This is a genomic window from Rhizobium sp. AC27/96, assembly GCF_001692325.1.
Taxonomy (GTDB): domain Bacteria; phylum Pseudomonadota; class Alphaproteobacteria; order Rhizobiales; family Rhizobiaceae; genus Rhizobium.
Genome location: NZ_LXKN01000058.1, coordinates 39866 through 66389, shown reverse-complemented (window position 1 = coordinate 66389; position 26524 = coordinate 39866). Strand labels below are relative to the sequence as shown.

Below are 26524 nucleotides of genomic sequence, written 5' to 3'. Positions count from 1 at the left end.
GGTTCCCCACTATGGCTTTTCTCGAACTGACCCACATCAAGAAGTCCTTCGGCGACATTCACGTCGTCCATGATTTCAATATGCAAATCGAGAAGGGGGAATTCATCTCCTTCCTCGGGCCTTCGGGCTGTGGCAAGACGACCGTGCTACGCATGATAGCCGGCTTCGAAACGCCGACGGCCGGCTCGCTCACGATCAACGGCAAGGATCAGCGGCCGCTGAAGCCCAACCAGCGCAATATCGGCATGGTGTTCCAGGCCTATGCGCTGTTTCCGAACATGACGGTACATGACAACGTCGCCTTCGGTCTCAAGGTTGCCGGCATGGCCAAGCCCGAGATCGACAAGCGCGTCAAGGAAATGCTTGCTCTCATCAAGCTTGATCATCTGGCCGGTCGCTTTCCGTATCAGATGTCCGGCGGCCAGCAGCAGCGTGTTGCACTTGCCCGCGCCATCGCCGTCAAGCCGCAGGTTCTTCTGCTCGACGAACCGCTCTCGGCACTGGATGCAAAAATCCGCGTATCGCTGCGCGAGGAAATCCGCGCCATTCAACAGCAGCTCGGCATCACCACCGTCTTCGTGACGCACGATCAGGAAGAAGCGCTTTCGATCTCGGACCGTATCGTCGTCATGAATGCCGGCCGCGCCGACCAGATCGGCACGCCGTTCGAAATCTACAATACGCCAGCCACCCGCTTCGTGGCGTCGTTCGTCGGCACGCTGAACCTGATCGAAGGCAAGGTCGTCGATCCCGATAGCAACCGCATTCTGATCGGCGATCAGGGCGTGACTCTGAAGCAGTCCGTCACGGCCTACAAGCCGGGCGACACCGTATCGCTTGCCTTGCGCCCGGAAGCCGGCTCGTTGGCAGAATCGGCCAAGGGCGATACCGCGCTGACGGGTGAAGTTTCCTCGGCCCACTTCCTGGGCTCGGTCATCCGCACCCGCATGAACGTCGCAGGGAATACGATTTCCTTCGACATGTTCAACAGCCCCGGCATGCTGCCCCCAAGCGTCGGCGAAAAGGTCACGCTGCGCTTCGCCTCGTCCGACCTGCTGGTCATTCAGGACTGACAATCTGCCCTGTGCCACAGGGCAATTTTGGAAAACTATTCGCCAACGCCGGGTCAAAAGCCCGGCGTTTTTCTTTGATTTCCCTGCTGAAATGGATTTATAGTCCACACGTTCTCAGGGCGGGGTGCAATTCCCCACCGGCGGTATGGGGGTCTTCCCCGAGCCCGCGAGCGCCTTCCGGTTTCGGAAGGGTCAGCAGATCCGGTGAGAGGCCGGAGCCGACGGTATAGTCCGGATGGAAGAGGGCAAGCAGGTCGCATCCTTCTCGGCGAGAGGAGTGTTGCGTGCATGCGTGTTCGCCCAAGGGATATTTGATACCAACCCTTGAAAGGCACAATTCATGACCATTTCTATCTCCACCCAGCCGAGCCGCATTGCGATCATTCGGGCTCGCTGGCACGCCGATATCGTCGATCGCTCCGTGGATTCCTTCGTTGCCGAATGGCAGACGACGGAAGGAGCATCGCCTATCGACATCTTCGACGTACCGGGCGCACTGGAAATTCCGCTGCATGCGCAAACGCTTGCCCGCAACGGCCGTTATTCCGCGATCATCGCCACCGCTTTCGTTGTCGACGGCGGCATCTATCGCCACGAATTCGTTGCCAACACGGTTCTCGATGCCATGATGCGTGTACAGCTCGACACCGGCGTGCCGGTCCTCTCCGCCGTTCTGACGCCGCATCACTTCCAGGAATCGGAAGCTCACATCCAATTCTTCAAGGAGCATTTCATCATCAAGGGTCGCGAAGTGGCGAGCGCCTGCCGGCATTTGCTCAATGAGCGCGCCAAGCTGCTGCCATCGGTCACGGTCTGAGCTAGCATGATGGAGGCGCGGCATAAGCCCGCCTCCATTTCTCAAGGGACAAATTCAGTGACCGTTCTGCGCATCATCCCCAACCTGCCAGCCGCCGATCCCGCCAGCGCGCGCCTTTTCTACAACGAGTTGCTCGGCCTCGACATCGTCATGGATCACGGCTGGATCCTGACCTTCGCATCCGAATCGGCAACGGTTCCGCAGATCAGCGTTGCGAGCGAAGGCGGTTCGGGCACTATCGTCCCCGATCTCTCGATCGAGGTTGACGATGTCGACACGCTTTACCAGCGCGCCACGTCGATGGGCTTCGGCATCCTCTACGACCTGACGGACGAGCCTTGGGGCGTTCGGCGTTTCTACGTGCGCGATCCCTTCGGCAAGATCGTCAACATCCTCTCTCATCGCTAGGCACGCTATCGCAGCTCGGCATTGAAGATGACGCGGTCTGCCGACCACATCGACTCCGAAAACGCGATGGGGACGCCATCCATATCGACATCCACCTTGCGGGTGACGAGCAGCGGCACCGATTTCGGTTGTCTCAGCAGCCGCGCTTCCTCGGCCGTCGGCATGCGCGCCTCGATCTCGGTCGACAATCGCTCATAATCGGTAATGCCATAGCTCGCGAGCGCCGCCGTGATCGTCGGATGCTGCAATCGCGCCTTGTCGAAATCCGGAAAGCGCTCCGCAGGGTAATAGGTGTCACCAAGTTCGACGGGAACACCATCCGCCGTCATGACGCCGCGCCGATGGATGACCAGCGCACCGACCACCAGCTTCAGGTATGGCGCAACACGTTCTGTCGCTGGCAGGATTTCATGGGCCAGTAACTCGCCACCAGGCTCGAAGCCCTGCTCGATGAGGTTCTTATGGAAACGGGTGCGCTTCGAGAGCGTATAATCGAGCACGCCCTTGTGGACGAAGGTTCCCCGCCCCTGCTCGGCGCGAACCAACCCACGCTGCTCCAGATGCCCAAGGGCCTGGCGCACGGTGAACCGGCTGACGCCGAAGCGCTCCATCAGTTCCGGCTCGGTCGGCAATCGCGCCCCCGGAGCCAGAGTTCCGGCGGCTATGTCAGCCGCCAGAATCTCGCCGATCTGATGCCAGAGGGCGCTACCGCCCTTTCGGTCGACCGTTTCCATCTCAGACGCGCTTTTCGAGGCGGAACAGCAGCTTGTATTCGGCCGGATAGCTCAGCGCATCGAGAATGCTCGGATAGTATTTCCGGTCCTTGGTCGCGCGGACAAAGCCGTCATAGCCGAAACGCCTCACGGAAACATCGAAGCCGGCCGCCGCGAAAGCCTCAATGTAATCTTGTGGCGAGCGATCCTGTACCGGCGCATTGCTGTTGCCACCGATCAGCTCGCGCCATTTCGGCCAGAGCGGCATTTCGTTGTGGCATCCCGTGACCGCATAATAGACGCCACCATTGCGCATCACCTGAAACATCTGCTCGGCATGCTGCCGAAGCTCCGGCAGCAGATAGACGACCTCATAGCTGAAGGCCACATCGAAGCTGTCGACAAAGGGTGAGAGGTCGGTCGTGACATGAAACTGCAGCGGCATATTGCCGACGGCAGCGACGGCCGCCGCGACAGATTCCGAGGCAATATCAATGCCGACGCCACGGCGGAAGGGCCGCATGGCGTGCAGCAGCCTTAAAAAGCCGCCACGATTGCAGCCGAAATCGAGGACTGATTTCGACGAGAAATCCCGCTCCGGCACCGTCTCGATGAAATGTCGCCAGTAAGGACTATGCGATTCCGCCATCGAGATATCGCCCTGCGGTTCTGTATGCCAGGTTGCATAAATGGATGCTGCGTTTGCCATGATCTGATCTCTGCTGGAGTGGACTGACCCCGTGATAGCGCAGTCTCATGACAATCATATGAATTCGTCCGGACGACCGGACTATTTATCATCTTCGCATCGACCAACTGGTCACTGCGCGCAATCCACCATCCATTGCACACCGAAGCGATCTGTCAGCTTGCCATAGTAGCTGCCCCACGGCTGGACAGCGAGCGGCGTCGTCACTCGACCGCCATCGGCCAATCCGGTAAAAATCCTGTCGGTGCTGTCGCGGTCATCCATGACAAGCATATGGGCGGAGCCGCGCATGGGTTCGGCATCGTGATTGTCGGACGCGAAAAACAACACGCCAGGCCCTTCGAACCGTGCATGCATCACCATGCCTCGCATCGAATCATCAGCGAGTGGCATCCCATCGGCACCGTGTCGGATCAGGAGCGAGATCCGGCCAAGGCCGCAGGTCGTGTAGAAGGCAAGCGCCTCCTCGCAATGCGTGGTGAAGAACAGATAATTGGCGAGTTGCATGTCTTGCTTCCCTCTTGCAGTCGGACCGCAGCGAGTTTGCACGCGGCGGCCCGACACTCTAGAAAACTCTGCCATTCAGGCAGCAATCACCCAATGTTACCTAGGCAGCGACAGCATCCTGAATGGCGCCAACCAGATCGGCATTGCTGTAGCTATGCCCTGCAATGCCCCAGGCCCCCTCGGGCGCATAAACTATGTTCGACCAGATGTGCTCGCGCTTGATCCGTCCTTCAGCAGCCTGCTCTACGACATCGGTTGCCTTTTCGATAAAGGCACGTTTGGCCTCGGCCGTTGCCAGCGCGATCTCGGGCAGCTTGAGTTCGATGAAGGCCGCCGCAACCGGCCTCCCCGCCGCCAGAACATGCTCGGCGGGAAGCACATTGATCGTGCCGATGACATTGGCCGTCATGAAGGCATTGCCGGTCAAGCCGGCGACATCGAGGACAGCATCCGTCAATCCGGCAAAAGCTCGCGCCTGTGCTTCGGACGAAAGCAGGCCTTCGGGTACGGTAAGGGTAATGGGCATGGAATATCTCCTTGTTGGACCTGTGATGGCATTTGATATATACCGATCACTCTTTAACAATACACACCGATCACTCTCTATGCAAGCAATAAAGAGTAATCACTCTCAATGGAGACGGCAATGCGCTATAGCGCCGAACATAAGGAAGAAACCCGGACGCGGGTCGTCGCGGCTGCGGGGCAGGTATTTCGAAAGGAAGGCTATGGCGGCGCGGGCATCGACGCTCTGACCAAGGCGGCAGGCGTCACCAATGGCGCCTTCTATGGACACTTCAAGTCCAAGAGCGAGGCGTTTCGCACCGCCGTCGTGGAAGGATTGGAAGAGCTGCGCCAAGCAATCCTGGCACTCAGGCAAAACCAGCCGAAAGACTGGCTAAAGGCGCTCGCCGGCTTCTATCTCGGCTACAAGCGGACCTGCGATCTCGGCGACAGCTGCACGCTGCCCAGCCTTTCACCCGATGTGATGCGCGCCGACGAGGAAACGCGCCGCGTCTATACAGTGGAGCTCAGAAAACTCATTGCAGACGTCGCCGCCGGTCTACCGGAAAGCAGGAGTTCAACCGAAATAGCGGCCGAGGATCGCGCCATCGTTCTCCTGGCAACGCTGAGCGGTGGCCTGACGCTTGCTCGCGCCGTCTCCGACCCGGTCCTTTCGGTCCACATTGCCGAGGTCATCGAGCGAGCCGCTTTGGCGGCAGGCAATCCCTCACGCTCACATGGAGAATAACGATATAGTTCACACGACCGCGGGCGGTCGAGACGAAGCCCATGGCTTCGTCTCAATGGGGCCAGTTTATGCCCGGATCGCCTTGTCGTCCGCATCGAAGCGATGCATGTGGCTGGTATCCGGCGTCGCATAAACCATTTCGTCCGGCTCGTATTGATGCTCGCCGAAGAGACGCACGGTCAGAAGACCGGTGACATCGGATTCGAGATAGATGATCGTGTCGGCGCCGAGGTGTTCGACGTGAATGACCTTGGCCGACCAGGTACCCTGCTCGCGCGACAATGTAATATGTTCGGGACGGATACCAACGGTCTTGGCTCCGCTATCTCCGAGCTTCTCCGCCGCAACGAAATTCATCTGCGGCGAACCGATGAAACCGGCAACGAAGACATTGGCTGGACGGTTGTAAAGCTCCATCGGCGAGCCGATCTGCTCGATCGCACCGGCATTGAGCACGACGATCTTGTCGGCAAGCGTCATCGCCTCGACCTGATCGTGGGTGACATAGATCATCGTCGCCTTCAGGCTGCGATGCAGCCGCGCGATTTCCAGACGCGTCTGCACGCGCAAGGCCGCATCGAGGTTCGACAGCGGTTCGTCAAAGAGAAAGAGCTCCGGTTCGCGCACGATGGCACGGCCGATGGCGACGCGCTGGCGCTGGCCGCCGGAAAGCTCGGCCGGGCGACGCGCCAGATAAGGCTCGAGCGACAGCATGCCCGACGCTTTCCCGACGCGGCTTTCGATCTCGTCTTTCGCAGTGCCGGCCTGCTTCAGGCCGAGGCCCATATTGTCCTTCACGGTCAGGTGTGGATAGAGCGCGTAGGACTGAAAGACCATGGAGATACCACGCTTTGCCGGCGGGGTTACGGTCACGTCCTCACCGTTGATCAGCACAGTTCCCGACGTCACGTCTTCAAGACCGGCAATGCTACGCAAGAGGGTCGACTTGCCGCAACCTGAAGGGCCGACGAAGATGACGAACTCGCCATCCTGCACTTCGAGGTCGATACCCTTCAGCACATCATGCTTGCCATAGGCCTTGCGGATGGATTTCAGTTGAAGCGATCCCACAGTCTCTTATCCTTACAAATAAACGGGCTTGCCGGTGCGCACGCTCTCGTCTGCCGCAAGGCAGATACGCAGCGATTGAACGGCATCGGCCATATGGCGATTGAGGTCGATATCCTCGCGGATGGCCTTGAGCATGAAGGCCTGCTCGAAATCGCAGAGCTCCTGGTGGCCAGGTTCACCATCCATATGCAGATCACGATCCGGCCGGATGAATTGACCGCCTGGTCCCGTCTCGGCATTGTGCAGCCGAATGACGGATGTCTTCGTGTGCATGTCGATATCATCGGACTTGGCATTCTGATCCATGACGATCGAGACCGAGCCGTTCGGCGACATCACGTCCTTCACGAAGAAGGCTGTCTCCGAAATCATCGGTCCCCATGCTGCTTCGTACCAACCGACGGAGCCGTCCTCGAAAATCACCTGCAGATGGCCGTAATTATACATGTCCGGCTTGATCTCCTGCGACAGCCGCAGGCCCATGCCGCGCACTTCGACGGGCTTGGCATCGGTGATCTGGCACATGACGTCGACATAATGCACACCGCAATCGACGATCGGCGACGTGTTTTGCATCAGCGCCTTGTGCGTCTCCCAGGTCGGGCCACTCGATTGCTGATTGAGGTTCATGCGGAAGACAAAGGGTCCACCAAGGTTACGGGCCTCGGCAATCAACCGCATCCATGATGGGTGGTGGCGCAGGATGTAGCCGATCGTCAGCTTCTTCCCCGCCTTCTTCGCAGCCGCAACGACCCGCTCGGCATCTTCGACCGTCGTGGCCAGCGGCTTCTCGACAAAGACGTGGCAGCCGGCTTCGAAGGCCATGACGGCGAAATCGGCATGGCTGTCGGAATAGGTGTTGATGGAGCAGAGGTCCGGCTTCAGCTCCTTCAACGCCGTCTCGAAATCCGTATGGATCGTATATCCCTGCAATTCCTCAGGCAGCTCCCGCCTGGAGCGGTTGACGAGACCGACAATCTCGAAGCCGGGATTGTGGTGATAGGCGAGCGCATGGCTGCGGCCCATATTGCCAAGGCCGGCGACGAGAACGCGGATTGGCTTTTCGGATACGCTCACTTGACTGCTCCAGACGTAATGCCACGAATAAGTTGGCGCGAAAATATGACGTAGAGAACGAGGATCGGCAGGATGGCGAGCGTCAGAGCCGCCAGCACGGCGTTCCAGTTCGTGACGAACTGTCCGATGAAGATCTGTGATCCGAGCGTCACGGTCTTTGTCGCTTCGCTCGGCGCCAGGATCAGCGGGAACCAGAGGTCATTCCAGATCGGGATCATGGTGAAGACCGCCACAGTCGCCATGGCCGGGCGAACCAGCGGCAGGACCAGACGGAAGAAGATGGAGTATTCGCTGAGGCCGTCGATGCGACCGGCATTCTTCAGGTCATCGGAAACGGTTCGCATGAATTCCGAGAGAATGAAGATGGCCAGGGGCAGACCCTGTGCGGTGTAGACGAGGATCAGCGCCGTCAGCGTATTGACGAGGCCGGCGGCAACCATTCCCTGCAGGATGGCAACCGTACCAAGGCGGATCGGGATCATGATGCCGATCGCCAGATAAAGGCCCATGACGGTATTGCCGCGGAAGCGATATTCCGACAGCGCAAAGGCTGCCATCGCGCCGAACAGCAGGGTGAGGATGATCGAGACGATCGTCACCACGAAGCTGTTCTGGAAATAGGTCAGGAAATCCCCCTGCTTCAGAACCGTGTCATAGCCGATCATGCTGAATGAGGATGGCGTCGGCAGGCTCAGGGGCGCACGGAAGATCGATGCGCGATCCTTGAAGGAGTTGATGACTGTCAGGAACACCGGAAAGAGCGCAACAAGCGTGTAGGCGATCAACGCCAGATGCACGAAGCCGGTACGGACAAGGGAAGTGCGTGCCTTGGACATGGTCGCCTCTCCTCAGAACTGGTAGCGACGGATGCGCCGCTGGACGATGAAAAGATAGAATGAAACGCCGGCCAGGATGATCAGGAACATCACCGTCGCGATGGTCGCGCCCATCGAGCGATCCCCGAGCTGCAGCTGGAAGCCGAAGAAGACGCGATAGAGAAGCGTGCCGAGAATATCGGTGGAGCCGTCAGGCCCCGCCAACGCCCCCTGCACGGTATAGACCAGATCGAACGCATTGAAATTGCCGACGAAGGTCAGGATCGAAATGATACCGATCGCCGGCAGCACCAGCGGCAGCTTGATCTTCCAGAACTGGCTCCAGCCGGTAATGCCGTCGCATTCGGCAGCTTCGATGACTTCTTCGGGAATGTTGAGCAGGGCGGCATAGATCAGCATCATCGGGATACCGACATATTGCCAGACCGAGATCAGCGCGACGGTGATCAGCGCCGTGCTCGGCCGGCCGAGCCAAGGCGCAAAGAACGACTTGAGGCCGATCATGCTTAGCAGCTCGGGTGCAACGCCCCACAGCGGAGACAGGATCAGCTTCCAGATGAAGCCGACGACGACGAAGGAAAGCAGCGTCGGCAGGAAAATGGCGGTTCGGTAGAAGGCGACAAACCGCAACCTTGGCAGAGACAGGAGCGCAGCCAGCGCGACACCGATCGGATTCTGCACGCACATATGGATGGCGAAGAAGATCAGGTTGTTGCGCAGCGCATTCCAGAAATCACGCGACCAGCGTTCGTCGCCGAACAATACCCTGAAGTTGTTCAGGCCGACGAAGGCGGGTTGATTGTCGACGACGTTATAGAGCGACAGACGCAGCGTCTCGATCAGGGGCAGGATCATGACCGCCGTATAGACGACGACAGCCGGAAAAAGGAACACAAGGATATGCCAGCGCGTGGAACGCCTGATCGGCTTGACCTCGGCAATATAGGACGTGTCAGCGTCGCTCATGGCTTTCTGCCTGTTCTTGTTGGCTGCATGACGAGACGGCAGCTCTAAGGTTCAAATCCACCCGTTGCCCCGGTCTGCGGCCGGATCGAAACGACGTCGGGTGTGTCGCAATGCAATGGCGATATGATCGCCAATCCGATTATCCATCACAAGAAAAAAGGGCGAGGAGCCCGATGGCCCCTCGCCCGCATTATACAATGATCACTTGGCCGGCTTGTACCAGCTGTCGAGACCCTTCTGCAGCTTTGCTCCAGCCTGCTCCGGCGTATCCGTGCCGTTGATCACGTTGGCGGATTCGGTCCAGGTTTCGTTTTCCAGGTTCGGCGTGCCGCGCGACAAGATCTGATACGTGGAACGAACGGTCGACTTGTGATCGCCACGCCAGGACACGAATTCCTGTGCGAGCGCATCGCTCATCTTCACCGGATGCGAATTCAGGCTGAAGAAGCCCGGCAGCGAATTGGCATAGATGGTGGCGAATTCGTCGGAAGCGACCCAGCTCAGGAACTTCTTGGCTTCTTCCTGGTGCTTGCTCTTGGCATTCAGGCCGACGCCGATATCCGGATGATCCGAGATGTAGCCGGTGTCGCCAGCCTTTGCGACCGGCGGCGGGAAGGCACCCATCTTGAACTGCGCCTGGGTGTTGAACAGAGCGATTTCCCAGGAACCGGCCGGGTAGATGGCGGCCTTGCCGAGCGTAAAGAGGTTCTGGCTGTCAGCATAACCCTGAGCTTCGAAACCATCGCCAAGATAAGGCTTCCACTTGGCGAGTTCCTTGTAAGGATCGACCCAGGCGGCATCCGTCAGCTTTTCCTTGCCGGAAATAAGAGCCTCGCGGCCCTCCTCACCCTTCCAGTAGTTCGGGCCGATGTTCTGATAGCCCATGGTTGCGGCTTCCCACAGATCCTTGGTGCCCATGGCCATTGGAATGTAGGTTCCGTCAGCCTTGATCTTGTCAAGAACGGCAAAGAAGTCATCGCGCGTCGCCGGGACCTTCAGGCCAAGCTTGTCGAAGGCATCCTTGTTGTAGATGAAGCCGTGGATGACCGAAGCCATCGGCACGCAGAAGGTGGACTTGCCGTCGTCGGTGGACCATGCAGCCTTGGCGACTGCCGAGAAATTCTCGATGCCTGGCAGGCTGGTGAGGTCGGCAAGATGCTTCTTGTTGAAGAGGTCGAGCGAGGCGTCGAACGGACGGCACGTGATGATGTCGCCCGCGGAACCGGCATCGAGCTTGGCGTTCAGCGATGCGTTATATTCGGTCGGAGCTGTCGGCGAGAAAACGATCTTGATGCCCGGATTCTTGGCTTCGAAAGCCGGGATGATCTTGTCCTGCCAGATCTGCAGGTCATCGTTACGCCAGCTCTCGACGGTCAGCGTTACATCAGCTGCGTGCGCAAAGCCGACTGACGTCAGCAGGCTGGATGCAAGCAGCAAGCCTTTCAGAACGTTGGTTTTCATTTCCCTCTCCTGTTTTCCGCGCCTGTATGCCAAGGCGCTGTTCTCGATCCGAAAATCCGCTGGCCTGTCCAATAAAACGGCCAGCGCTCCATAGGGATCGCCAGTTCTGCCGATCCCTCATGCATAAGGCTTCAAAGGCATTTGCCCGATTGGCCCGATCAATTGCCTCCCGCCCCAAAGGGCGGAAACGCTGCAAGAACTACGCGGGAAATTCACGACAAACGCCGAAACGCGGATCCTCCTGATCCAAATGGCTTCGGACAACGACGAGGTGCACGTCTTTTTTACCACCTACCGGCTGTTGTTGTTCTGCCGGTTCTGCCGATGTCTGTTCGCATTGTTCCCTTGAAGCGAATTAAGTCCAAAAAAATACCAATTGTCCAGCCGATTTTAACATTCAACCACAAAAAGAACTGGCGAAAAATTTTTATCCATAAATTTCAAAGCGATATCAGCACGCAAAATTGGGCGCATTGCCTATTGGTAAATGGTATTTTTTTGGTATTGTATAAAAAAGCGGGGAATGGACGGCATCCGGAGGCATGATGGGGCAGTTTGCAATAGGCATCGACGGTGGCGGAACGAACTGCCGCGCAGCCGTAATTGATGGAGCGGGGCAAATTCTCGGCACCGGCAAAGCCGGCGCTGCAAACATTCTATCCGACCTGGAAAACTCGCTGATCAATATCGTCGCATCTGCCCGCCAGGCGTTGGCAAGCGCGGGGTTGGATCCGGAACTGGCTCAAGAATTACCCGCATTGATCGGTACGGCCGGCGCCAATGTCGGCAATTATGGAAAACGCGTGGAGAGCGCTCTTCCCTTTGCGAGTTCGCGCGTGGTCACCGATGCGACCATCGCGCTTCAAGGCGCACTTGGGGATGCAGACGGGATCATCGGCGCCTTTGGCACCGGCTCGGTCTACAATGCGCGCCACAAAGATAGAATCTGGGGGATTGGTGGCTGGGGCTTCGTCGTCGGGGATCAGGCAAGCGGTGCCCGCCTCGGCCGCGATCTGCTCGAACGCGCACTTCTGGCACATGATCGAGTGATTGCCAGATCACCGCTGACAGATACGATCATGGCCGAATATGGCGGTGACCCCGAGCAGATCGTCGAATTTGCTCACGCATCCAAGCCAAAGGATTTTGCTCGCTATGCGCCGATGGTGTTCGAACATGCCGGCGCGAATGACGCAATCGCCGTTGAGATCGTCAAGACGGCAGCCAAAGCGATAACTGAAAGCCTGGATACGCTGCTTTGGCCCGAATGCCCTTCGATCTGCCTTCTCGGCGGCATGGCCCAGGCCTATCGCCCCTGGCTCGACGCACGCCACAAGACGCTTCTCGCCGAACCCAAGGGTGATGTGCTACGCGGAGCGGTGGAACTGGCGGCAAAACTGCTGCGGGATGGGGAGGAAAATAGAGGATGACCGAGGATCTGAGCGCCATCTTCTCGCCGGAACGCCTGTCAGGCGGCGGCACGGGACCGCTCTATGTCAAACTGCGACGGACACTTGAGGATGCCGTAAAGGTCGGAAGATTGAAGCACGGCGACGCTCTGCCGCCCGAACGCGATATCGCCGAATTTGCAGCCGTCAGCCGCGTCACCGTGCGCAAAGCCATTGACGATCTCGTCGCCGAGGGAATTCTCGTGCGGCGTCACGGGTCCGGCACCTTCGTCGCAAAGCCGGTCTCAAAAGTGGAGCAGCGGCTATCACAGCTCACCTCATTCACCGAAGATATGGCCCGACGCGGGATGACCGCGCGTTCGGAATGGCTGCACAAGGGCATCCACACACCCTCGCCCGACGAAATGATGATCCTGGGCCTTGCTGCAGACACCAAGGTGTCGCGACTGAGCCGCCTGCGCATTGCCGATGACCAACCGCTGGCTATCGAACATGCCAGCGTCTCCGGTGAGTTCCTGCCGGATCCGTCGATCGTGACGACATCGCTCTATGCGGAACTAGAAAAACGGCAAGTCCGCCCCGTGCGGGCGGTACAGCGCATATCGGCAACCAACATGAAGGAATCCGATGCGGGTCTGCTTGGCGTTCCCGTGGGCGCTGCCGGCCTCTCGATCGAGCGCATTTCCTATCTCGGCTCGGGCCGGGCCGTGGAGTTCACCAGATCTCTCTATCGGGGGGACGCCTATGATTTCGTCGCGGAACTGACGATCGGCGCGACGTAACATCATCCGACAAGCGGCAAACTTACATTCATTATCAAATGGATATCGCCGCAGGATGAATCAAACTGCGACGATATCGGTATACGGAATCAGTCTCTCAGCGAAACGCGGCAAGGCCTTGAAGCGACTCGCTATTACGCCGCATCGTCGACCACCGCCTCGACCTTGGCCGGCACATAATTCAGCACCGGACCCAGCCAACGCTCAACTTCCTCGACCGGCATGCTCTTGCGGCTCGCATAGTCTTCGACCTGATCGCGCTCGACCTTGGCCACGCCGAAATAGTAGGAGTCGGGATGGGCGATGTAGATGCCCGAGACGGACGATCCGGGCCACATCGCATAGCTTTCCGTAAGCCTGACGCCAGCAGCCTCTTCAGCATCCAGCAGCTTGAAAAGCGTTTCCTTTTCCGTGTGATCGGGCTGGGCCGGATAACCAGGCGCCGGACGAATACCGGCATAGGCTTCGGAAACAAGCTCTTCGCTGGAAAAGTTTTCCTCCGTGGCATAGCCCCAGAATTCACGCCGCACCCGCTCGTGCATCCGCTCGGCAAAGGCTTCTGCAAAACGATCGGCAAGCGCCTTCACCAGGATAGACGAATAATCATCATTGGCGCGTTCGAAGCGCTCGGCAATGGCCACTTCCTCGATACCGGCCGTGACCACGAAGCCGCCGACATAATCGCCTACACCGCTCGAGATCGGCGCGACGAAGTCCGACAGAGCCACATTCGGGCGGCCGTCACGCTTCGACAGCTGCTGGCGTAGCGTATAGAACGTCGCAAGCTCCTGCGAGCGGCCCTCATCCGTGAACAGCCTTATATCGTCGCCAACGGCACCGGCCGGCCAGAAGCCGATAACGGCGCGGGGGCGGAACCAGTTTTCTGCGATGATCTTTTCCAGCATCGCCTGAGCATCGCTGTACAGCTGCCGAGCCGCCTCACCCTGTTTCTCGTCTTCAAGGATTGCGGGGAAGCGCCCCTTCAACTCCCAGGTCTGGAAGAACGGCGTCCAGTCGATATACTTGGCAAGCTCTGCCAAGTCGTAGTTCTCAAATATCTTCGTGCCAAAGAACTGCGGCTTGACCGGCTTGTAGCCAGTCCAGTCGACCTTATGGGCATTTTCGCGGGCTCGTGCGATCGGCAGACGCACCTTCTCCGCCTCGCTGCGGGCGTGAGCCGCCGCGACCTTGGCATATTCTGCCCTGATGGTATCGACATAGCCCTGCTTCGCCTCGGGCGAGAGCAACGCCGAGACGACGCCGACGGCACGGCTGGCGTCGGTCACATAGACCGTCTGCCCCTTTTCGTAACGCGGATGGATCTTCACGGCCGTATGCACGCGACTGGTCGTCGCCCCGCCAATCAGCAATGGAATATCAAAGCCTTGCCGCTCCATTTCCGAGGCGACATGCACCATTTCATCCAGCGAAGGCGTGATCAGGCCGGAAAGGCCAATAATATCCACGTTCTCGGCAATTGCCGTTTCGAGAATCTTCGTCGCCGGCACCATGACGCCGAGATCGATGATCTCATAGTTGTTGCAGGCAAGCACGACGCCGACGATGTTCTTGCCGATATCGTGCACATCGCCCTTGACGGTCGCCATCAGCACCTTGCCTGCAGCTTGACGTCCGCTGCTGTCGCCATTGGCGAGCTTTTCCGCCTCCATGTGGGGCAGCAGTACCGCGACGGCCTGCTTCATGACGCGTGCGGACTTGACGACCTGCGGCAGAAACATCTTACCCGAGCCGAACAGATCGCCGACGACATTCATGCCGGCCATCAGCGGTCCTTCGATAACATGCAAGGGTCGTTCGACCGTTAGACGCGCCTCTTCGGTATCCGCCTCGATGTATTCGGTAATGCCGTTGACGAGCGCATGCTCCAATCGCTTGGCGACCGGCCATTCGCGCCAGGAAAGATCCTGCGTTTTGGCTTCCTTGCTGCCGGTACCGCGGAAGCGTTCGGCAATATCAAGTAGCCGCTCCGTGCCATCCGGCCGGCGGTTGAGGACCACATCCTCGCAGGCTTCACGCAGTTCGGGATCGATATTGTCATAAACGGCGAGCTGACCAGCATTGACGATACCCATGTCCATACCCGCCTGAATGGCGTGGTAGAGGAACACGGCATGCATCGCTTCGCGAACCGGCTCATTACCGCGGAAGGAGAAGGACAGGTTCGAGACACCCCCGGAGATATGAACCAGCGGCATGGTCTTGCGGATCGTCCGCGTCGCCTCGATGAAGTCGACGCCGTAATTGTTGTGTTCCTCGATGCCGGTCGCGACAGCGAAGATATTCGGATCGAAGATGATATCTTCGGGCTGCAGCCCCGCCGTTTCCGTCAACAGCTTGTAGGCACGCGAGCAGATCTCGACCTTGCGCTCATAGCTGTCCGCCTGACCTTGTTCGTCAAAGGCCATCACCACGACAGCGGCGCCGTACATGCGCATCAGGCGAGCTTGTTGGAGAAAATTCTCCTCGCCTTCCTTGAGCGAAATCGAATTGACGATCGGCTTGCCCTGCACACATTTCAGGCCAGCCTCAATGATCGAGAATTTCGAGCTGTCGATCATGACGGGAACGCGGGCGATGTCCGGTTCGGCGGCGATCAAGTTCAAAAACTCCACCATCGCCCTTTCGGAATCGATCAGGCCCTCATCCATGTTGATGTCGATGACTTGCGCACCGTTCTCGACCTGATCGCGGGCAACGGCGAGCGCAGCCGTATAATCGGCATTGGTGATCAGCTTGCGGAACTTTGCCGAGCCGGTGACGTTGGTGCGCTCACCGACGTTGACGAAGGGAATATCCTTGGTCAGCTCGAATGGCTCGAGACCGGAAAGCGACATGAAGGGACGGTGCTCGGCGAGCTGGCGCGGCGGATATTTCGATACCGCCTCGGCGATCGCCGCAATGTGCTCCGGCGTAGAGCCGCAGCAGCCACCAACGATATTGACGAGGCCTTCGCGGGCGAACTCCTCAACCTGCGCCGCCATCATCTCCGGCGTCTCGTCATACTGGCCGAATTCGTTCGGCAGACCGGCATTCGGATAGGCGCAGATGAATGTATCGGCAGCGGCCGAAAGCTCCTGCAGGTGCGGCCGCATGGCGTTGGCACCAAGCGCGCAATTCAGACCGACGGTGAAGGGGCTGGCATGACGCACGGAATTCCAGAACGCCGACGGCGTCTGCCCTGACAGCGTACGGCCGGAAAGATCCGTGATCGTGCCGGAAATCATGACAGGCAGATGGATGCCTTTGGCCTCGAAGCGCTCCTCACAGGCAAAGATTGCCGCCTTGGCGTTGAGCGTATCGAAAATCGTCTCGATCAGGATGATGTCGGCGCCACCATCGATGAGGCCATCGATCTGCTCGCCATAGGCCAACCGCAGATCGTCAAAGCTGACAGCGCGGTAACCGGGATTGTTGACGTCAGGGGAGATAGAGGCCGTGCGGTTGGTCGGGCCAATGGCGCCGGCAACGAAGCGGCGCTTGCCGTCTTCTCGCTCGGCACGAATCGCGGCGCGACGCACGATCTCGGCACCTTCTTTATTGAGATCATAGACCGCACCTTCCATCGCGTAGTCGGCCTGGGCGATGCTTGTCGACGAGAAGGTGTTGGTTTCCAGAATATCGGCGCCAGCCTTGGCATAGCGGTAGTGGATTTCTTCGATCGCATCAGGCTGGGTCAGGATAAGAAGGTCGTTGTTACCCTTCTGGTGACAGGCGCAGCCGATAAAGCGGTGGCCGCGAAACTGATCCTCATCGAAGCCGAGACCCTGGATCTGCGTACCCATGGCGCCATCCAGCACGAGAATCCGTTCGTTCGCCGCTTTTCGCAGGGCCGCAGATATTTCGTTGCCATCACGCTTCGTCGTCTCGGGACCAAAAAGATTGTCAAACATAAGCGAATTCCTCTGGCCTGATTGCGACTCCGCAATCAGATCACATAAAGATATCTTTATGTCAACATATCTATGCTCTTGTTAGATACAGCGCAAGCACGCCGCTTCTATAGTTTGTAGCCTTTCGGGAAAATGCAAACGACATGAATTGCCAGTTGGCCATGGACAACGCAGCGACAGCGACACAGTTTCATCCATTACGCCATGACAGCGCTTTCGGGCGGCGCTATACGGCTTTTGGAAAAGAATCCCAGGAGGACGGCATGAACATACAGGTTGAACCGGCAACGCTCGGAAACTGGAACACGCGCACCTATCATCGGCGCTGGCTGCTGGATCAAGCGAGCGCCCTTTTTGATTTCTTCCAGTATCGCGCCGTCAATCCCAAGGGCGGCTTTTTCGATATGAACGATGCCGGAAAGCCGCTCGATGCGACCAATCCGGTGCGCGGCATCCATTCGACCGCCCGCATGGTGCATTGCTTCTCCATCGGATCGCTGCTCGGCCGCCCTGGCGCCAATGAGATTGTCGACCACGGAATGAACTACCTGTGGAACCACCATCGCGATACCAAGCATGGCGGGTACGTCTGGTCGCTCAACAATGATGGTCCGGTCGATTCCAGCAAACAGGGCTATGGCCATGCATTCGTGCTGCTCGCAGCCTCCTCCGCCAAGACGATCGGCCATCCTCTGGCGGACGGCATGCTTGCCGACGTGACTGAAATTCTGAATACGAAGTTCTGGGAGGAAAAACACGGCGCGATTGCCGAGGAGTTCAACCAGGATTGGTCGCCGATCGATGGAGGTACCTATCGCGGCCAGAATTCCAATATGCACCTGACGGAAGCTCTGATGGCCGCTTTCGAGGCGACGGGGGACAAGTCCTATCTCGAAAAGGCTGAAAGCATCGCGGATCTGGTCATCCGCCGCTCGGCGGGCTCGGTCGGCTGGCGGGTCGCGGAGCACTTCAATACCGACTGGGTGCTCGACAAGAATTATCGCGGCAATGAGATGTTCCGCCCATCCGGTACCACGCCGGGCCATTGGCTAGAGTGGGCTCGCCTCATTCTGCAGCTTTGGTCACTGGGCGGAAAACGCCATGACTGGATGCCCGAGGCCGCGAAGGGCCTCTTCTCGCAATCCATGGCTCTCGGTTGGGATAATGAAAAAGGCGGCTTTTTCTACACTCTCGATTGGGACGATGTTGCCGCCAAGCGCAACAAGCTCTGGTGGCCGGCCTGCGAGGGTGCGGGTGCCGCTCACTACCTGAATGAGCACGTTCCCAGCGATTTCCACGAAGAAAGCTATCGCAAGATTTGGAGCGTAATCGGCCAGGCCTTCATCGATCGCACCAATGGCGGATGGCATGAAGAATTGACGGAAGATCTCGTTCCGGCTCACACGCTATTCCCCGGCAAGGGCGACATCTACCACGCGCTTCAGGCCTGCTTGATTCCCCTCTTCCCGGCGACCGGCAGCTTGACCAAGGTCATCGCAGAGGCGGGAGGCGACATCTGAGACTACAGGCGGCGCCTCGCCTCAAGCTCGGCGCCGCCTGCGACCTGTCTTACGAGAGGCTAAGGTTGTGAAGTTCGTGGCCGAGCGTCAGCGCCAGCGCCTCAACAACAAGATTGTGGTCTTCACGCTGAGGGAGGCCAGAAACCGTCGCGGCGCCGATGCAGCCGGTGCCGTTGACGAAAATGGGGAAGCTGCCGCCGGATGCGGCGTAGTCGGAGCTGGAAAGCCCGTTCTGCTCGATCGTTTTCCCCTGCTGCTCAAGCCGCAAGGTACTGGCATAGCTGCTGCGGAAATAGCGCAGCACCATATTGCGCTTGCGGCGTATCCAATTGGAATTGTCGGGCGTGGATCCGGGCAAGGCGATGTAGAAAACCGGCATGGAGTGCAGCGTAATGTCGATGGCGACGCCCAGATTACGCTCACTGGCAAGATCACGCAGCAATTTGCCGAGTACCCAGGCGGTGGAGAGGTCGAAGGCGTCGAAGCGCAGCGTCTCCTCTTGCAGCGCGATGCGAGTGAGGTCCTGGTCGATCGTCATGGAAAACCTTTCCTGAAATTGGATCGGCCTATCAAACGCGGAGAGAGTGATTTGTCCACCTATCTCTTTGGTATTTCGAAACCGAGCTGCCACTTCTGACCGATCGATAGATCGTAATCTTCCGGCTCAAGCGCTTCGAAACCTCCGCCCGGGTAAAAGGTCAACTCACCCACACGAACCCACTCCGCCGACGCGTAGAGATCGACACGAACGAAATCGATATCATGGGCCACGGCTTCAGCAATGCGGATCATCTCGTCGAGCTGCGGTGGCCGCGCGACATCGCCGGGATAGAGGCCAAGATAGTCCCGATCATAGAACGGAAGCTTTTGCCAATCGGGCGTATAATTGCAGGAATAGCCCCGACCATTCTCGCGTATGTCGATCTCGATATGGGAAACCTTGCCGTTGAATGTGAATAGCCGATAGTCCCAGGGCACACGACCATCAACGAGCAGCATGCTTTCAATCAAAATCCGAGGTTGGATTTCACTGTAAGCCCACTCCCTATTGTAGGAAGCATGGTCGATTGCCAGCCAACCGGCCGAAGGATTGCTTTCAAGAAGCTGATCGATATCGGCCTGTCCATAAAGAAACCGCCCTACCCCGCTCGCATGCGTGGGCTTCACAACCGCCGGCAAGGAAATAGTAGACCAATCGACTGCAGCCAGATCCGTGCCGACCCAAAGCGTCGGGATGACATATTGGTTCCCTATTCTTTCGGCGATCAGCAGTTTGGCCTCGGCCTTGTCGACGAAACGCGGAAAGAGCGGATTGCGGTCGTAAAGCTTCCTGGCCTGGATCTTCTCGGTAAGGGTCTGGGGCGATGTCAGATTGGGAAATCTGCCGCGGATCGCACGGTATTTCAGCGCGCAATAGGGTCTGTCCGGTAGCGGCGACATGACTCGCCATAGAAGATTGTGCGCCCGCTCGCGCAATCCCTTCTGCAGATATCCGGGAATGAGAAATCCATCCCGGTCACTGCTTCTATCTGTCATGGCAGCCATCTTGAATCTCAACTTGAGCGCAAGCGAAAATTATCAGCCGCCCTTTAACACAAGGTTATGTGGCAGGCTTCAAGATGGGTCCTATGAGTGCATCTGCATCGAATCTTCTGAGAAGTTCGCTGATCAGCCTGGCAGCGACGTCAATCTCGCTGGTGGCCGGTTTCGCAAGCAGCGTCATCGCCGCGCGCCTGCTCGGCCCGGCAGGCTCCGGCAAAGTCGCCTATGCAATATGGATCGCAACCTCCGCCGCAGCATTGGCGGATATGGGTCTACCGCAGATCTTGCTGCGCAATACAGGCGATCTTTCGGGGAACGGCGAATTATGGAAGGCACTGGTCCGGACGGCGCTGCGCAGCTTCATGATTTCGGTTGGGATGATAACGGCAGCTATATTGGCCTTTGCGGCAATTACCTACGTTCAGCGCGATGCGCGGCATGCCTGGTTCTGGATTGTCACCGGTTTTTTGTTCCTGAGCTATGCATTTCACGTCTTTTCCACGGCAATTGCACGTGGAAGAAATCAGTTCGGACAGACGGCCCGTACGACTGTTCTCGGCGGCGCCTTGCAGATACCACTGGTTTTCGTCGGAGCCTGGTTGCTTGGCCCCACCGGCGCGCTGATCGGATATGTCGCCCGCTATCTGCCCCAGGCGTCGAAATTGCGGGGCTATGTCGATCGCAGCACCAAGCCCTTACATCAGGCTTTGACCCCTGAAATGCGGCGGTATGGCCGCTATATCTGGTTTAGCGATCTTATCGAAATTCTGGTTCTCTCGCGTATCGAGTTCTTGTTTCTCGGCGTATTTCTATCTCCGACCAGCATCGGATACTTCGCGGCGGCCCTCGGCCTTGCTGGCTTGATCGAACAGGTCATGCTCCAGATTTCACCCGCACTGATCGTCAACTTCACAGAAGCCCATGCAAAAAACGATCGGCAAATGCTTAATGCCGCATATAGCCGCGTCATTCGCATCGTTGCATTGGTCATGCTGCCAATCAGCTTTGGTGGCGCCACCATCACGCCCGATCTCCTGCCCCTCATATTTGGCGACGCCTTTGGGCCCGCAATACCCGCGGCAGCCACCCTGCTCGCCTTTGTCTGGCTTGCCGGTCTGTCTGTTATTGCCTGGGGCGTAATCAGTGCAGCGGGCCGGAGCGGCCTTTTGCTGCGGGTGCAGGTCATAAGCGGTATATTGACGATATTGTTGCTGGTCGTTCTTGTCCCGCGGGTGGGCCTGGAAGGAGCCGCTCTTGGGCGCGCGACGATTGTGACCCTGACCTTCACCCTGCTCGGTTGGACCGCATGGAGATATGTCCAGGTCGAGGTTCCCGTAACGGCTTTGGCAAAAACGATGCTAGCTGCATTTCTTTGCGCTGTGGCGGCGGGCGTCGGCATCTACTATCTCGATGGGATAGCGGCGATCGCCACCGCCGTTTCCGCCGGAGCAATTGTCTATATCCTCGCAATCCGCCTCCTGCGCCTGGTAACCCCTGAAGACGTGCGGATCCTGATGGATACAGTTGGTGGAAAATTGAATGGTGCGTCGCGCCATTTCGCCACCAGGCTGTTCAATTTCCTGGCATCGGGCTGAGCCAGTCACGGCGTCTCAAAGGCCACCGCCAGCGTCTGCTTGGCAACTTCATCCCAGGTCATTATTCCATCTCGAAACGTCGGCGAACGCTGCATCGTCAGCGCCGCATCGATCTTCTCCCGCCAGGCGGTTTCGCCATCGAGACGATAAGAAATGGCGTTGGCTCGGGCAAAAGGCACGAGATCAGGCAGCAGAATCGGAAGGCCGCAATAACTATATTGCGCCAGCTTCAGGCTCGATTCCGCGAGATAAACTTCATCAACCTTTAGCCGATATGCGGCAATGCCGAAATCGGCATGCTGCAGATAAGGCACGATACTCTCAAAGTCTCGCTCGCCGTAGATAATGATATTTGGCGGCGCCCATCCACTCCACGTCGCGCCGAATACATGGAAATTCACGTCCGAGGCCGCGGCAGCCATTGCCGCAATCGACACCTGATCAAAAAGCATATTCCCGATGGAGACAGCGTTGCGGCTGCTGGGCTGATATGGGGAGGGTTGCTCTCGATCAAACAGAGCAGCGTCAACGCCTTGGGGAATGACTTTCACATGCCCCCCTGGCGGCAGGAGTGCTCCCAACCGTTGCGAAGGAACGCAAACCGCATCGAAGCGCCCAATCTCAGTCGCTTGAATATTCTGGAGCGCCGGCGCGGCGCCGATGCTCTTCAGCAAGTCACGGCAAAAATATAGGGTGCGCGCCTTCGAATTGAGTCTCTTGACGTGACGAAAGAATGCGAGCGCGGAGCCGCTTTCAATCAACACCAGATCTGCATTGACTATAGCACGGCGGGCAAAGCTCGGGAGGTAGCCGCCATAGAGCGAGAACAGTGCCGCATTCGCCGCATTCAGGAAACGATTGTTCGAGCTGAACGCATGCAAGGGCGGAAGATAGGCACCCGCATTCAAATTGGCACGGATTGGCTGAAATCGGTTCCCTTGGTCTCGCGACAAGGCCCGAAAGCGCGGGCGATCCTTGAGCAGAGTGAGCCAACTGTGACCTATCGTCAAAAAATGGACGTTATGACCCTGCTCTGCCCAGCGGGATGCGATGAAGTGGATTGACGCCTTGCGATAGCCGCGCAGAAATACATGCGACGTCAGGATAACGATATTTCGTCGTGGCTCGGCCTTGTTGCCGACCAGCTCTGCGCTTCCATTTGCCAAAGGTAGTCCCCAACAGCGACCCTTAGCCGGTTTTTCATGACCGACATCGAAACATCGATAAGACTGCGGCGACGAACCATCATGTCCGGGGCGCTGATAGCCGCAACCAAAGCCCATTCCGCAGCGATATGAACCGCAAAGCGTCTAACAGGCGGTTAAAGCTGAGCTATCAGCTATTACATCAGGTTGAATAAATATCTTGAGGTGACGTAAAAGCGATCAGGATTAGGACCAATGCATAGCGAGGCAATATGACAGCTGCGCTTGCCTGCGAGAAGCGAACAGGTCATTGATAACGCTCTGCGAATAGCTCGCCAAAGGAATATCCGAGCATGAAGGCAAAATACGCGCTGCCCGCCATCCTGGCTTGCACATGCGCCGCGGCGCCAGCTTTGGCCGATGACCCAGCCCAATTGGTGCTGCGCGATGGCTTCGACGGCAAGGATTTCGCGCCCTCTGGCCATCTTTATTATCGTGAGAATTCCGAGCAGAAGGCTGGAACGGTCGAATTCCAGTCAGAAGTGAAGCGCTCGGGCACCGGAGCACTGAAACTCAGTGTCAAACCACTTTGCGCGCCCGGCGAAGCGAACTGCAGCGAGAGAGCGGAAATATGGGAGCGCACCAAATATCGCGTGCCTTACAATCAAGGAGTTTGGTACGGCTTTGCCGTGAAATTCGCCGACCCAATCCCTTCCGGAGACCATCGCTATCTCATTGCCCAGTGGAAGCGGGAAATCGGGCCGAAAGCCAAGGGTGATTTCAGCCCGTTCCTGGCGTTACGGCTCAACAACGGCAAGCTCTTTGCTACCGTCGAGACCAATTATGTCGCTCCCGCCGCGAAGAAGGACAAAAATAATAGCAAGACCTGCAACGACGGCGAGACGCCCGTCTGGTTCCGTCCCGAAACCAATCAGATGCGCGCGCTGGTCGCCACCGATAGCAATTGGAGCGCGGGGGACGGTGAAGAATTTACGGGCTGCACCAGCGCCATCAAGGTAACAGACCGAGGCAACAAACTACCAGAACCCAGCTCCGGCTGGATTGACTTCGCCATCTACAGTAAACCCGGCCCGGATGGTTCCGGCCACATCGAGATATTCGCGAACAATAAATGGATTGTAACGGTATCCGGCCACATTGGACATAACGACCATGGCCTCGGCAAGAATCAATACTTTAAATTCGGCCCCTATCGCGCCGCAGATACAACAGTCTGGACTTTATATTATGACGATTTTCGCCGATCACCCCGCTGCGCGGATGTATTGGAGGATCCCAACCTTTGCCCGATGAAATAATCGGCCCGCGACGGCAGGTTGTTTGCCAATAGCGATGGTAAAGGACGCCACGGAAAACTGCAGTTTTTTATGAAACCGGCTGAACCTTTTCGCTTCTTGTTGGTTATCTCTTTTCGTGAAGGAGGCCACCAAAAATGCTTACTACCCATCGCGACTGCAAGCATCACGTAAAGAGAAACGCGATTCCCTCTCTCGGCGAAATAGAGGGCCGTGTCGCTGTCCTTGAAATCGTTGCGCAATCTGCCTTGACCCACGTCTTCGACGAAGGCGAAGTCGATATCGACGCAGTGCTCTTGGTGCAAATTCGCAAAGCTATGCATCGTAAATGTACGGAGTTGAAGTTGGACGGCGAAGATACCGCATCCGCACTTTCCTACGCGGAGGAGCTGATCGAAGCTGCTGTGAAGGCTTCGCACCCAACCCATCAGTGATGCCTTCTGGGCCAAGATTTGTATTGTCTATCATGGTGGCGCTGGCGCTTACGCTCGGCGTCCTTCTGTTTGTCGCGCCGCATGATTCAAGAGAAAAATTTACGCGTCCGTCCCCAGCCACCACGCATCGCAGCTAGCAGCGATGTGCCATAAAGAAACCATGTCGCATTAAGAGACATGGGAAGTGTATCATCTCAGGCTGGCGTTAACGCCCAGCGATGAACACGATTGCAAATTTCAGGAATAAAAGCAGTGTTCGCCATACCTGCCCCGGCTTGAGCCAAGCCCCAACCAAGAATGGTGTAGCGAATGTCTATGATGGTCACCGCCCCTCTTTATCCTGACGACATCGATGTTCTCGCAAGCGCTCTTTTCGCCTGGTGCGCCGAACGAAGCATCAGACTGCAGAGCCAAGAGGGCCTGTCCGCAGCCAATGTGGCCATAAATCTTTACAATGCGGGCTACCAAACGCAGGATCAGCTTCTTGGCGCGCTGCATAGTCACGAATTTCACTAGCGTTTAACCAGCGAAATCCCGATATTGCCCGTGGAAGATTGCGATGGAGCGCTAAAGGCTCGTCAAACGGCGCCAGCGGCGGGCATGCTCTCGTTTTTGCTTTCAAGAACGCCCGTTATGCACGCCCGCTCTTCGAGAATCCCGGACCACTCATCTTCATGATATCGTGAATCATAGATGAGCGTGAAAGGACCGCGATAGCCGACTGCGGTGGACAGCTCGACGCAACGCACATAGTCCTCCACATCCAGACCGGCGGCGGAATAGCGCCCTTTCGCATGGCAGAGCTCAGCTCGTCTCATGATCATTGCCAGGTCTTCGTATTTGCCGTCACGCTCCCAATTTCCAAAATCACCGTTGAGCCCGACTTTGCCGTCCAGCGCATCGAGAACACGATTGACTTCCGCAGGTCGAGGAAGCAGATCGAACCAGTTTTCTACAACCAGACGAACACCTGCCGCCGAGGTAAGTTCGGCAAGCTTACGCAGATAAGTTTCGGCCCGTGTCAGAGCGATGTCCGTCGGTTGAGCCTTCCCGGCAATTACGCGCATGTTCCCGGCTCCAAGAGCCGCAGCCGTATCGATCCAGCCCGCCATCCATTCAGCATCGCGCTGCGCGGTATCCGGATCGCTAAGGTCCCCATCTTCGACCAGCAGCGTTTGGATTTTTACGCCAGCCTCTTGTGCGGCTGTGCGAAATTCGGCGATATAGCCGGGAGAGCGGCTCGGCAGATGGAAAGAGCAAATCTCCAGCCGAAACACGCCATGTTCAGCGCATTGCCGCGGCAGATCGATCAATTCGAGGCTTCCCTCCCCATAGGTCGGTTGACGGCTGGGCTGCGCGTTGTTTGCCGGCGTATAGGGATAAGTGCTGCCTAGCGCCCGATGCAACGACCAGCTCGACACAGCAAAACGATCGGTGAACTTAACCACTGAGGTCATCTCGGCTTTTCCTCCCTATACCGCATGCCTGTATATGGACGGAAAAGCCCAATCGAATGCAACCAATAAAAAGCGAAATCTCAAATCGAAGATTTGCCTTCGTAATCTGCCCGATTTCGCACTGAAACTCGCCGGGAGTGGACAAGGCGTCAAGACACTCCTCGACCACCTTTTACCCATCGAGAAATGGCATCAAAAACCAGATCGGCAATCCACATGGCGCATACGCCCACCACAAAAGCTGTCGCGTTCATGGCGGCGGTATCTTCCTGAGGCAAAGGCCAATTGATGGCTCGCAGATAAAAAAGTGCCGGCTCTGTCAGATAAGTCGCCGCCAGAGCCCCACAGATCGGAGAGGCGACAATTTCGCGTGTCGTGTACTGCCGCCTGGAAAGGCCCCGCAGGATACCGCCCGAGAGGCCGGCGATGACGACCCCGGCTTTGATGCCCAATGCATCGAGAAATTCGTGAATCGTCATTGCTTTTCTCTGTGAAACTTTTGCGCACTGAAAATTGGATGCTG

Annotated in this window: 28 protein-coding genes and 1 riboswitch; of the genes, 12 read left to right on the top strand and 16 right to left on the bottom strand. The window is 57.6% G+C overall.

Annotated features, from left to right (window positions below):
* Positions 1-11 precede the first annotated feature (11 nt).
* The 3 genes from A6U86_RS28085 to A6U86_RS28075 all read left to right on the top strand — a co-directional run bounded on the left by A6U86_RS28085 (position 12) and on the right by A6U86_RS28075 (position 2298).
* Positions 12-1073 (top strand): ABC transporter ATP-binding protein, encoded by a 1062-nt coding sequence (locus tag A6U86_RS28085; RefSeq protein ID WP_068398284.1) that lies wholly within the window; start codon positions 12-14, stop codon positions 1071-1073.
* 106 nt (positions 1074-1179) lie between these two features.
* Positions 1180-1324, top strand: a riboswitch (FMN riboswitch).
* Between the two features lie 89 nt (positions 1325-1413).
* The gene (locus tag A6U86_RS28080; RefSeq protein ID WP_068398281.1) at positions 1414-1890 is read left to right on the top strand and encodes a 6,7-dimethyl-8-ribityllumazine synthase; all 477 of its coding nucleotides are present in this window, start codon (positions 1414-1416) and stop codon (positions 1888-1890) included.
* 57 nt (positions 1891-1947) lie between these two features.
* Positions 1948-2298, top strand: a complete 351-nt coding sequence (locus A6U86_RS28075) for a VOC family protein (RefSeq protein ID WP_068398280.1) — start codon at positions 1948-1950, stop codon at positions 2296-2298.
* A 5-nt stretch (positions 2299-2303) separates the two neighbouring features.
* On the opposite strand, the gene phnF is transcribed toward A6U86_RS28075, so the two are convergent.
* The 4 genes from phnF to A6U86_RS28055 all read right to left on the bottom strand — a co-directional run bounded on the left by phnF (position 2304) and on the right by A6U86_RS28055 (position 4753).
* Entirely contained in the window at positions 2304-3032 is a 729-nt protein-coding gene (gene phnF / locus A6U86_RS28070) for a phosphonate metabolism transcriptional regulator PhnF (RefSeq protein WP_068398277.1), read from the bottom strand.
* 1 nt (position 3033) lies between these two features.
* On the bottom strand, positions 3034-3720 hold the full coding sequence (locus A6U86_RS28065; protein ID WP_068398274.1) for a bifunctional 2-polyprenyl-6-hydroxyphenol methylase/3-demethylubiquinol 3-O-methyltransferase UbiG: 687 nt from the start codon (positions 3718-3720) through the stop codon (positions 3034-3036).
* Positions 3721-3831: 111 nt separating this feature from the next.
* Positions 3832-4227: a VOC family protein gene (locus A6U86_RS28060; RefSeq protein WP_068398271.1), complete on the bottom strand. Its 396-nt coding sequence runs from the start codon at positions 4225-4227 to the stop codon at positions 3832-3834.
* A gap of 100 nt (positions 4228-4327) precedes the next feature.
* The gene (locus A6U86_RS28055; RefSeq protein WP_068398267.1) at positions 4328-4753 is read right to left on the bottom strand and encodes a tautomerase family protein; all 426 of its coding nucleotides are present in this window, start codon (positions 4751-4753) and stop codon (positions 4328-4330) included.
* 120 nt (positions 4754-4873) lie between these two features.
* Between A6U86_RS28055 and A6U86_RS28050 the strand changes: the two genes are divergently transcribed.
* Positions 4874-5479 carry a TetR/AcrR family transcriptional regulator gene (locus tag A6U86_RS28050; protein WP_068398896.1) on the top strand — a complete coding sequence of 202 codons (606 nt, stop codon included), beginning with the start codon at positions 4874-4876 and terminating at the stop codon, positions 5477-5479.
* 66 nt (positions 5480-5545) lie between these two features.
* Here the strand turns inward: A6U86_RS28050 and A6U86_RS28045 are convergent, their stop codons facing one another.
* From A6U86_RS28045 to A6U86_RS28025, 5 genes are all read right to left on the bottom strand, one after another.
* Positions 5546-6550, bottom strand: a complete 1005-nt coding sequence (locus tag A6U86_RS28045; protein ID WP_068398264.1) for an ABC transporter ATP-binding protein — start codon at positions 6548-6550, stop codon at positions 5546-5548.
* A gap of 12 nt (positions 6551-6562) precedes the next feature.
* Entirely contained in the window at positions 6563-7627 is a 1065-nt protein-coding gene (locus A6U86_RS28040; protein WP_068398261.1) for a Gfo/Idh/MocA family protein, read from the bottom strand.
* Positions 7624-8463: a carbohydrate ABC transporter permease gene (locus A6U86_RS28035; RefSeq protein WP_068398258.1), complete on the bottom strand. Its 840-nt coding sequence runs from the start codon at positions 8461-8463 to the stop codon at positions 7624-7626. Before A6U86_RS28035 ends, A6U86_RS28040 begins: the two co-directional genes overlap by 4 nt.
* 12 nt (positions 8464-8475) lie before the next feature.
* Positions 8476-9429 carry a carbohydrate ABC transporter permease gene (locus A6U86_RS28030; RefSeq protein ID WP_068398255.1) on the bottom strand — a complete coding sequence of 318 codons (954 nt, stop codon included), beginning with the start codon at positions 9427-9429 and terminating at the stop codon, positions 8476-8478.
* Between the two features lie 201 nt (positions 9430-9630).
* A complete protein-coding gene (locus A6U86_RS28025) occupies positions 9631-10890 on the bottom strand; it encodes an ABC transporter substrate-binding protein (protein WP_068398252.1) in 1260 nt (419 codons plus the stop codon).
* Positions 10891-11031: 141 nt separating this feature from the next.
* On the opposite strand from A6U86_RS28025, the gene A6U86_RS35345 reads away from it, so the two are divergent.
* The 3 genes from A6U86_RS35345 to A6U86_RS28015 are packed head-to-tail and all read left to right on the top strand — an operon-like array spanning position 11032 to position 13081.
* Positions 11032-11436 carry a hypothetical protein gene (locus A6U86_RS35345; protein ID WP_141683833.1) on the top strand — a complete coding sequence of 135 codons (405 nt, stop codon included), beginning with the start codon at positions 11032-11034 and terminating at the stop codon, positions 11434-11436.
* Entirely contained in the window at positions 11436-12320 is an 885-nt protein-coding gene (locus A6U86_RS28020; RefSeq protein ID WP_068398894.1) for a BadF/BadG/BcrA/BcrD ATPase family protein, read from the top strand. Before A6U86_RS35345 ends, A6U86_RS28020 begins: the two co-directional genes overlap by 1 nt.
* The gene (locus tag A6U86_RS28015; RefSeq protein ID WP_068398249.1) at positions 12317-13081 is read left to right on the top strand and encodes a GntR family transcriptional regulator; all 765 of its coding nucleotides are present in this window, start codon (positions 12317-12319) and stop codon (positions 13079-13081) included. Before A6U86_RS28020 ends, A6U86_RS28015 begins: the two co-directional genes overlap by 4 nt.
* Positions 13082-13215: 134 nt before the next feature.
* On the opposite strand, the gene metH is transcribed toward A6U86_RS28015, so the two are convergent.
* Positions 13216-16992 (bottom strand): methionine synthase, encoded by a 3777-nt coding sequence (gene metH, locus A6U86_RS28010; protein WP_068398246.1) that lies wholly within the window; start codon positions 16990-16992, stop codon positions 13216-13218.
* A gap of 263 nt (positions 16993-17255) precedes the next feature.
* Here metH and A6U86_RS28005 point away from each other — a divergent pair, with 263 nt between their 5' ends.
* Positions 17256-18512, top strand: coding sequence for an AGE family epimerase/isomerase (locus tag A6U86_RS28005; RefSeq protein ID WP_068398890.1), 1257 nt, complete (start codon positions 17256-17258; stop codon positions 18510-18512).
* 49 nt (positions 18513-18561) lie between these two features.
* On the opposite strand, the gene A6U86_RS28000 is transcribed toward A6U86_RS28005, so the two are convergent.
* Both A6U86_RS28000 and A6U86_RS27995 read right to left on the bottom strand, forming a co-directional pair.
* On the bottom strand, positions 18562-19050 hold the full coding sequence (locus A6U86_RS28000) for a heme-degrading domain-containing protein (RefSeq protein WP_068398244.1): 489 nt from the start codon (positions 19048-19050) through the stop codon (positions 18562-18564).
* Between the two features lie 59 nt (positions 19051-19109).
* Positions 19110-20048, bottom strand: a complete 939-nt coding sequence (locus tag A6U86_RS27995; RefSeq protein WP_068398887.1) for an ATP-grasp fold amidoligase family protein — start codon at positions 20046-20048, stop codon at positions 19110-19112.
* A 68-nt stretch (positions 20049-20116) separates the two neighbouring features.
* Between A6U86_RS27995 and A6U86_RS27990 the strand changes: the two genes are divergently transcribed.
* On the top strand, positions 20117-21649 hold the full coding sequence (locus A6U86_RS27990) for a lipopolysaccharide biosynthesis protein (RefSeq protein WP_244510124.1): 1533 nt from the start codon (positions 20117-20119) through the stop codon (positions 21647-21649).
* Between the two features lie 5 nt (positions 21650-21654).
* On the opposite strand, the gene A6U86_RS27985 is transcribed toward A6U86_RS27990, so the two are convergent.
* Positions 21655-22815 carry a polysaccharide biosynthesis protein GumK gene (locus A6U86_RS27985; RefSeq protein ID WP_068398241.1) on the bottom strand — a complete coding sequence of 387 codons (1161 nt, stop codon included), beginning with the start codon at positions 22813-22815 and terminating at the stop codon, positions 21655-21657.
* 332 nt (positions 22816-23147) lie between these two features.
* On the opposite strand from A6U86_RS27985, the gene A6U86_RS27980 reads away from it, so the two are divergent.
* The gene (locus A6U86_RS27980) at positions 23148-24113 is read left to right on the top strand and encodes a polysaccharide lyase (protein WP_068398238.1); all 966 of its coding nucleotides are present in this window, start codon (positions 23148-23150) and stop codon (positions 24111-24113) included.
* Between the two features lie 134 nt (positions 24114-24247).
* Positions 24248-24544: a hypothetical protein gene (locus A6U86_RS27975; RefSeq protein ID WP_068398236.1), complete on the top strand. Its 297-nt coding sequence runs from the start codon at positions 24248-24250 to the stop codon at positions 24542-24544.
* A gap of 194 nt (positions 24545-24738) precedes the next feature.
* On the opposite strand, the gene A6U86_RS36065 is transcribed toward A6U86_RS27975, so the two are convergent.
* Positions 24739-24870 carry a hypothetical protein gene (locus A6U86_RS36065; protein WP_267550267.1) on the bottom strand — a complete coding sequence of 44 codons (132 nt, stop codon included), beginning with the start codon at positions 24868-24870 and terminating at the stop codon, positions 24739-24741.
* On the opposite strand from A6U86_RS36065, the gene A6U86_RS35970 reads away from it, so the two are divergent.
* The gene (locus A6U86_RS35970) at positions 24854-25060 is read left to right on the top strand and encodes a hypothetical protein (protein ID WP_068398233.1); all 207 of its coding nucleotides are present in this window, start codon (positions 24854-24856) and stop codon (positions 25058-25060) included. The genes A6U86_RS36065 and A6U86_RS35970 overlap by 17 nt on opposite strands.
* A gap of 62 nt (positions 25061-25122) precedes the next feature.
* Here A6U86_RS35970 and A6U86_RS27965 read toward each other — a convergent pair whose 3' ends face one another.
* Positions 25123-25992 (bottom strand): sugar phosphate isomerase/epimerase, encoded by an 870-nt coding sequence (locus A6U86_RS27965; protein ID WP_244510123.1) that lies wholly within the window; start codon positions 25990-25992, stop codon positions 25123-25125.
* Positions 25993-26150: 158 nt separating this feature from the next.
* Positions 26151-26480, bottom strand: a complete 330-nt coding sequence (locus A6U86_RS27960) for a hypothetical protein (RefSeq protein WP_068398228.1) — start codon at positions 26478-26480, stop codon at positions 26151-26153.
* Positions 26481-26524 lie beyond the last annotated feature (44 nt).

Bases quoted from the DNA above. Each gene is read 5' to 3' on its own strand.
- A6U86_RS28085 (WP_068398284.1), top strand. From the start codon at position 12: ATGGCTTTTCTCGAACTGACCCACATCAAGAAGTCCTTCGGCGACATT.
- A6U86_RS28080 (WP_068398281.1), top strand. From the start codon at position 1,414: ATGACCATTTCTATCTCCACCCAGCCGAGCCGCATTGCGATCATTCGG.
- phnF (WP_068398277.1), bottom strand. From the start codon at position 3,032: ATGGAAACGGTCGACCGAAAGGGCGGTAGCGCCCTCTGGCATCAGATC.
- A6U86_RS28065 (WP_068398274.1), bottom strand. From the start codon at position 3,720: ATGGCAAACGCAGCATCCATTTATGCAACCTGGCATACAGAACCGCAG.
- A6U86_RS28060 (WP_068398271.1), bottom strand. From the start codon at position 4,227: ATGCAACTCGCCAATTATCTGTTCTTCACCACGCATTGCGAGGAGGCG.
- A6U86_RS28055 (WP_068398267.1), bottom strand. From the start codon at position 4,753: ATGCCCATTACCCTTACCGTACCCGAAGGCCTGCTTTCGTCCGAAGCA.
- A6U86_RS28050 (WP_068398896.1), top strand. From the start codon at position 4,874: ATGCGCTATAGCGCCGAACATAAGGAAGAAACCCGGACGCGGGTCGTC.
- A6U86_RS28035 (WP_068398258.1), bottom strand. From the start codon at position 8,463: ATGTCCAAGGCACGCACTTCCCTTGTCCGTACCGGCTTCGTGCATCTG.
- A6U86_RS28030 (WP_068398255.1), bottom strand. From the start codon at position 9,429: ATGAGCGACGCTGACACGTCCTATATTGCCGAGGTCAAGCCGATCAGG.
- A6U86_RS28025 (WP_068398252.1), bottom strand. From the start codon at position 10,890: ATGAAAACCAACGTTCTGAAAGGCTTGCTGCTTGCATCCAGCCTGCTG.
- A6U86_RS28020 (WP_068398894.1), top strand. From the start codon at position 11,436: ATGGGGCAGTTTGCAATAGGCATCGACGGTGGCGGAACGAACTGCCGC.
- A6U86_RS28015 (WP_068398249.1), top strand. From the start codon at position 12,317: ATGACCGAGGATCTGAGCGCCATCTTCTCGCCGGAACGCCTGTCAGGC.
- metH (WP_068398246.1), bottom strand. From the start codon at position 16,992: ATGTTTGACAATCTTTTTGGTCCCGAGACGACGAAGCGTGATGGCAAC.
- A6U86_RS28005 (WP_068398890.1), top strand. From the start codon at position 17,256: ATGAACATACAGGTTGAACCGGCAACGCTCGGAAACTGGAACACGCGC.
- A6U86_RS28000 (WP_068398244.1), bottom strand. From the start codon at position 19,050: ATGACGATCGACCAGGACCTCACTCGCATCGCGCTGCAAGAGGAGACG.
- A6U86_RS27995 (WP_068398887.1), bottom strand. From the start codon at position 20,048: ATGACAGATAGAAGCAGTGACCGGGATGGATTTCTCATTCCCGGATAT.
- A6U86_RS27980 (WP_068398238.1), top strand. From the start codon at position 23,148: ATGAAGGCAAAATACGCGCTGCCCGCCATCCTGGCTTGCACATGCGCC.
- A6U86_RS27975 (WP_068398236.1), top strand. From the start codon at position 24,248: ATGCTTACTACCCATCGCGACTGCAAGCATCACGTAAAGAGAAACGCG.
- A6U86_RS35970 (WP_068398233.1), top strand. From the start codon at position 24,854: ATGTCTATGATGGTCACCGCCCCTCTTTATCCTGACGACATCGATGTT.
- A6U86_RS27960 (WP_068398228.1), bottom strand. From the start codon at position 26,480: ATGACGATTCACGAATTTCTCGATGCATTGGGCATCAAAGCCGGGGTC.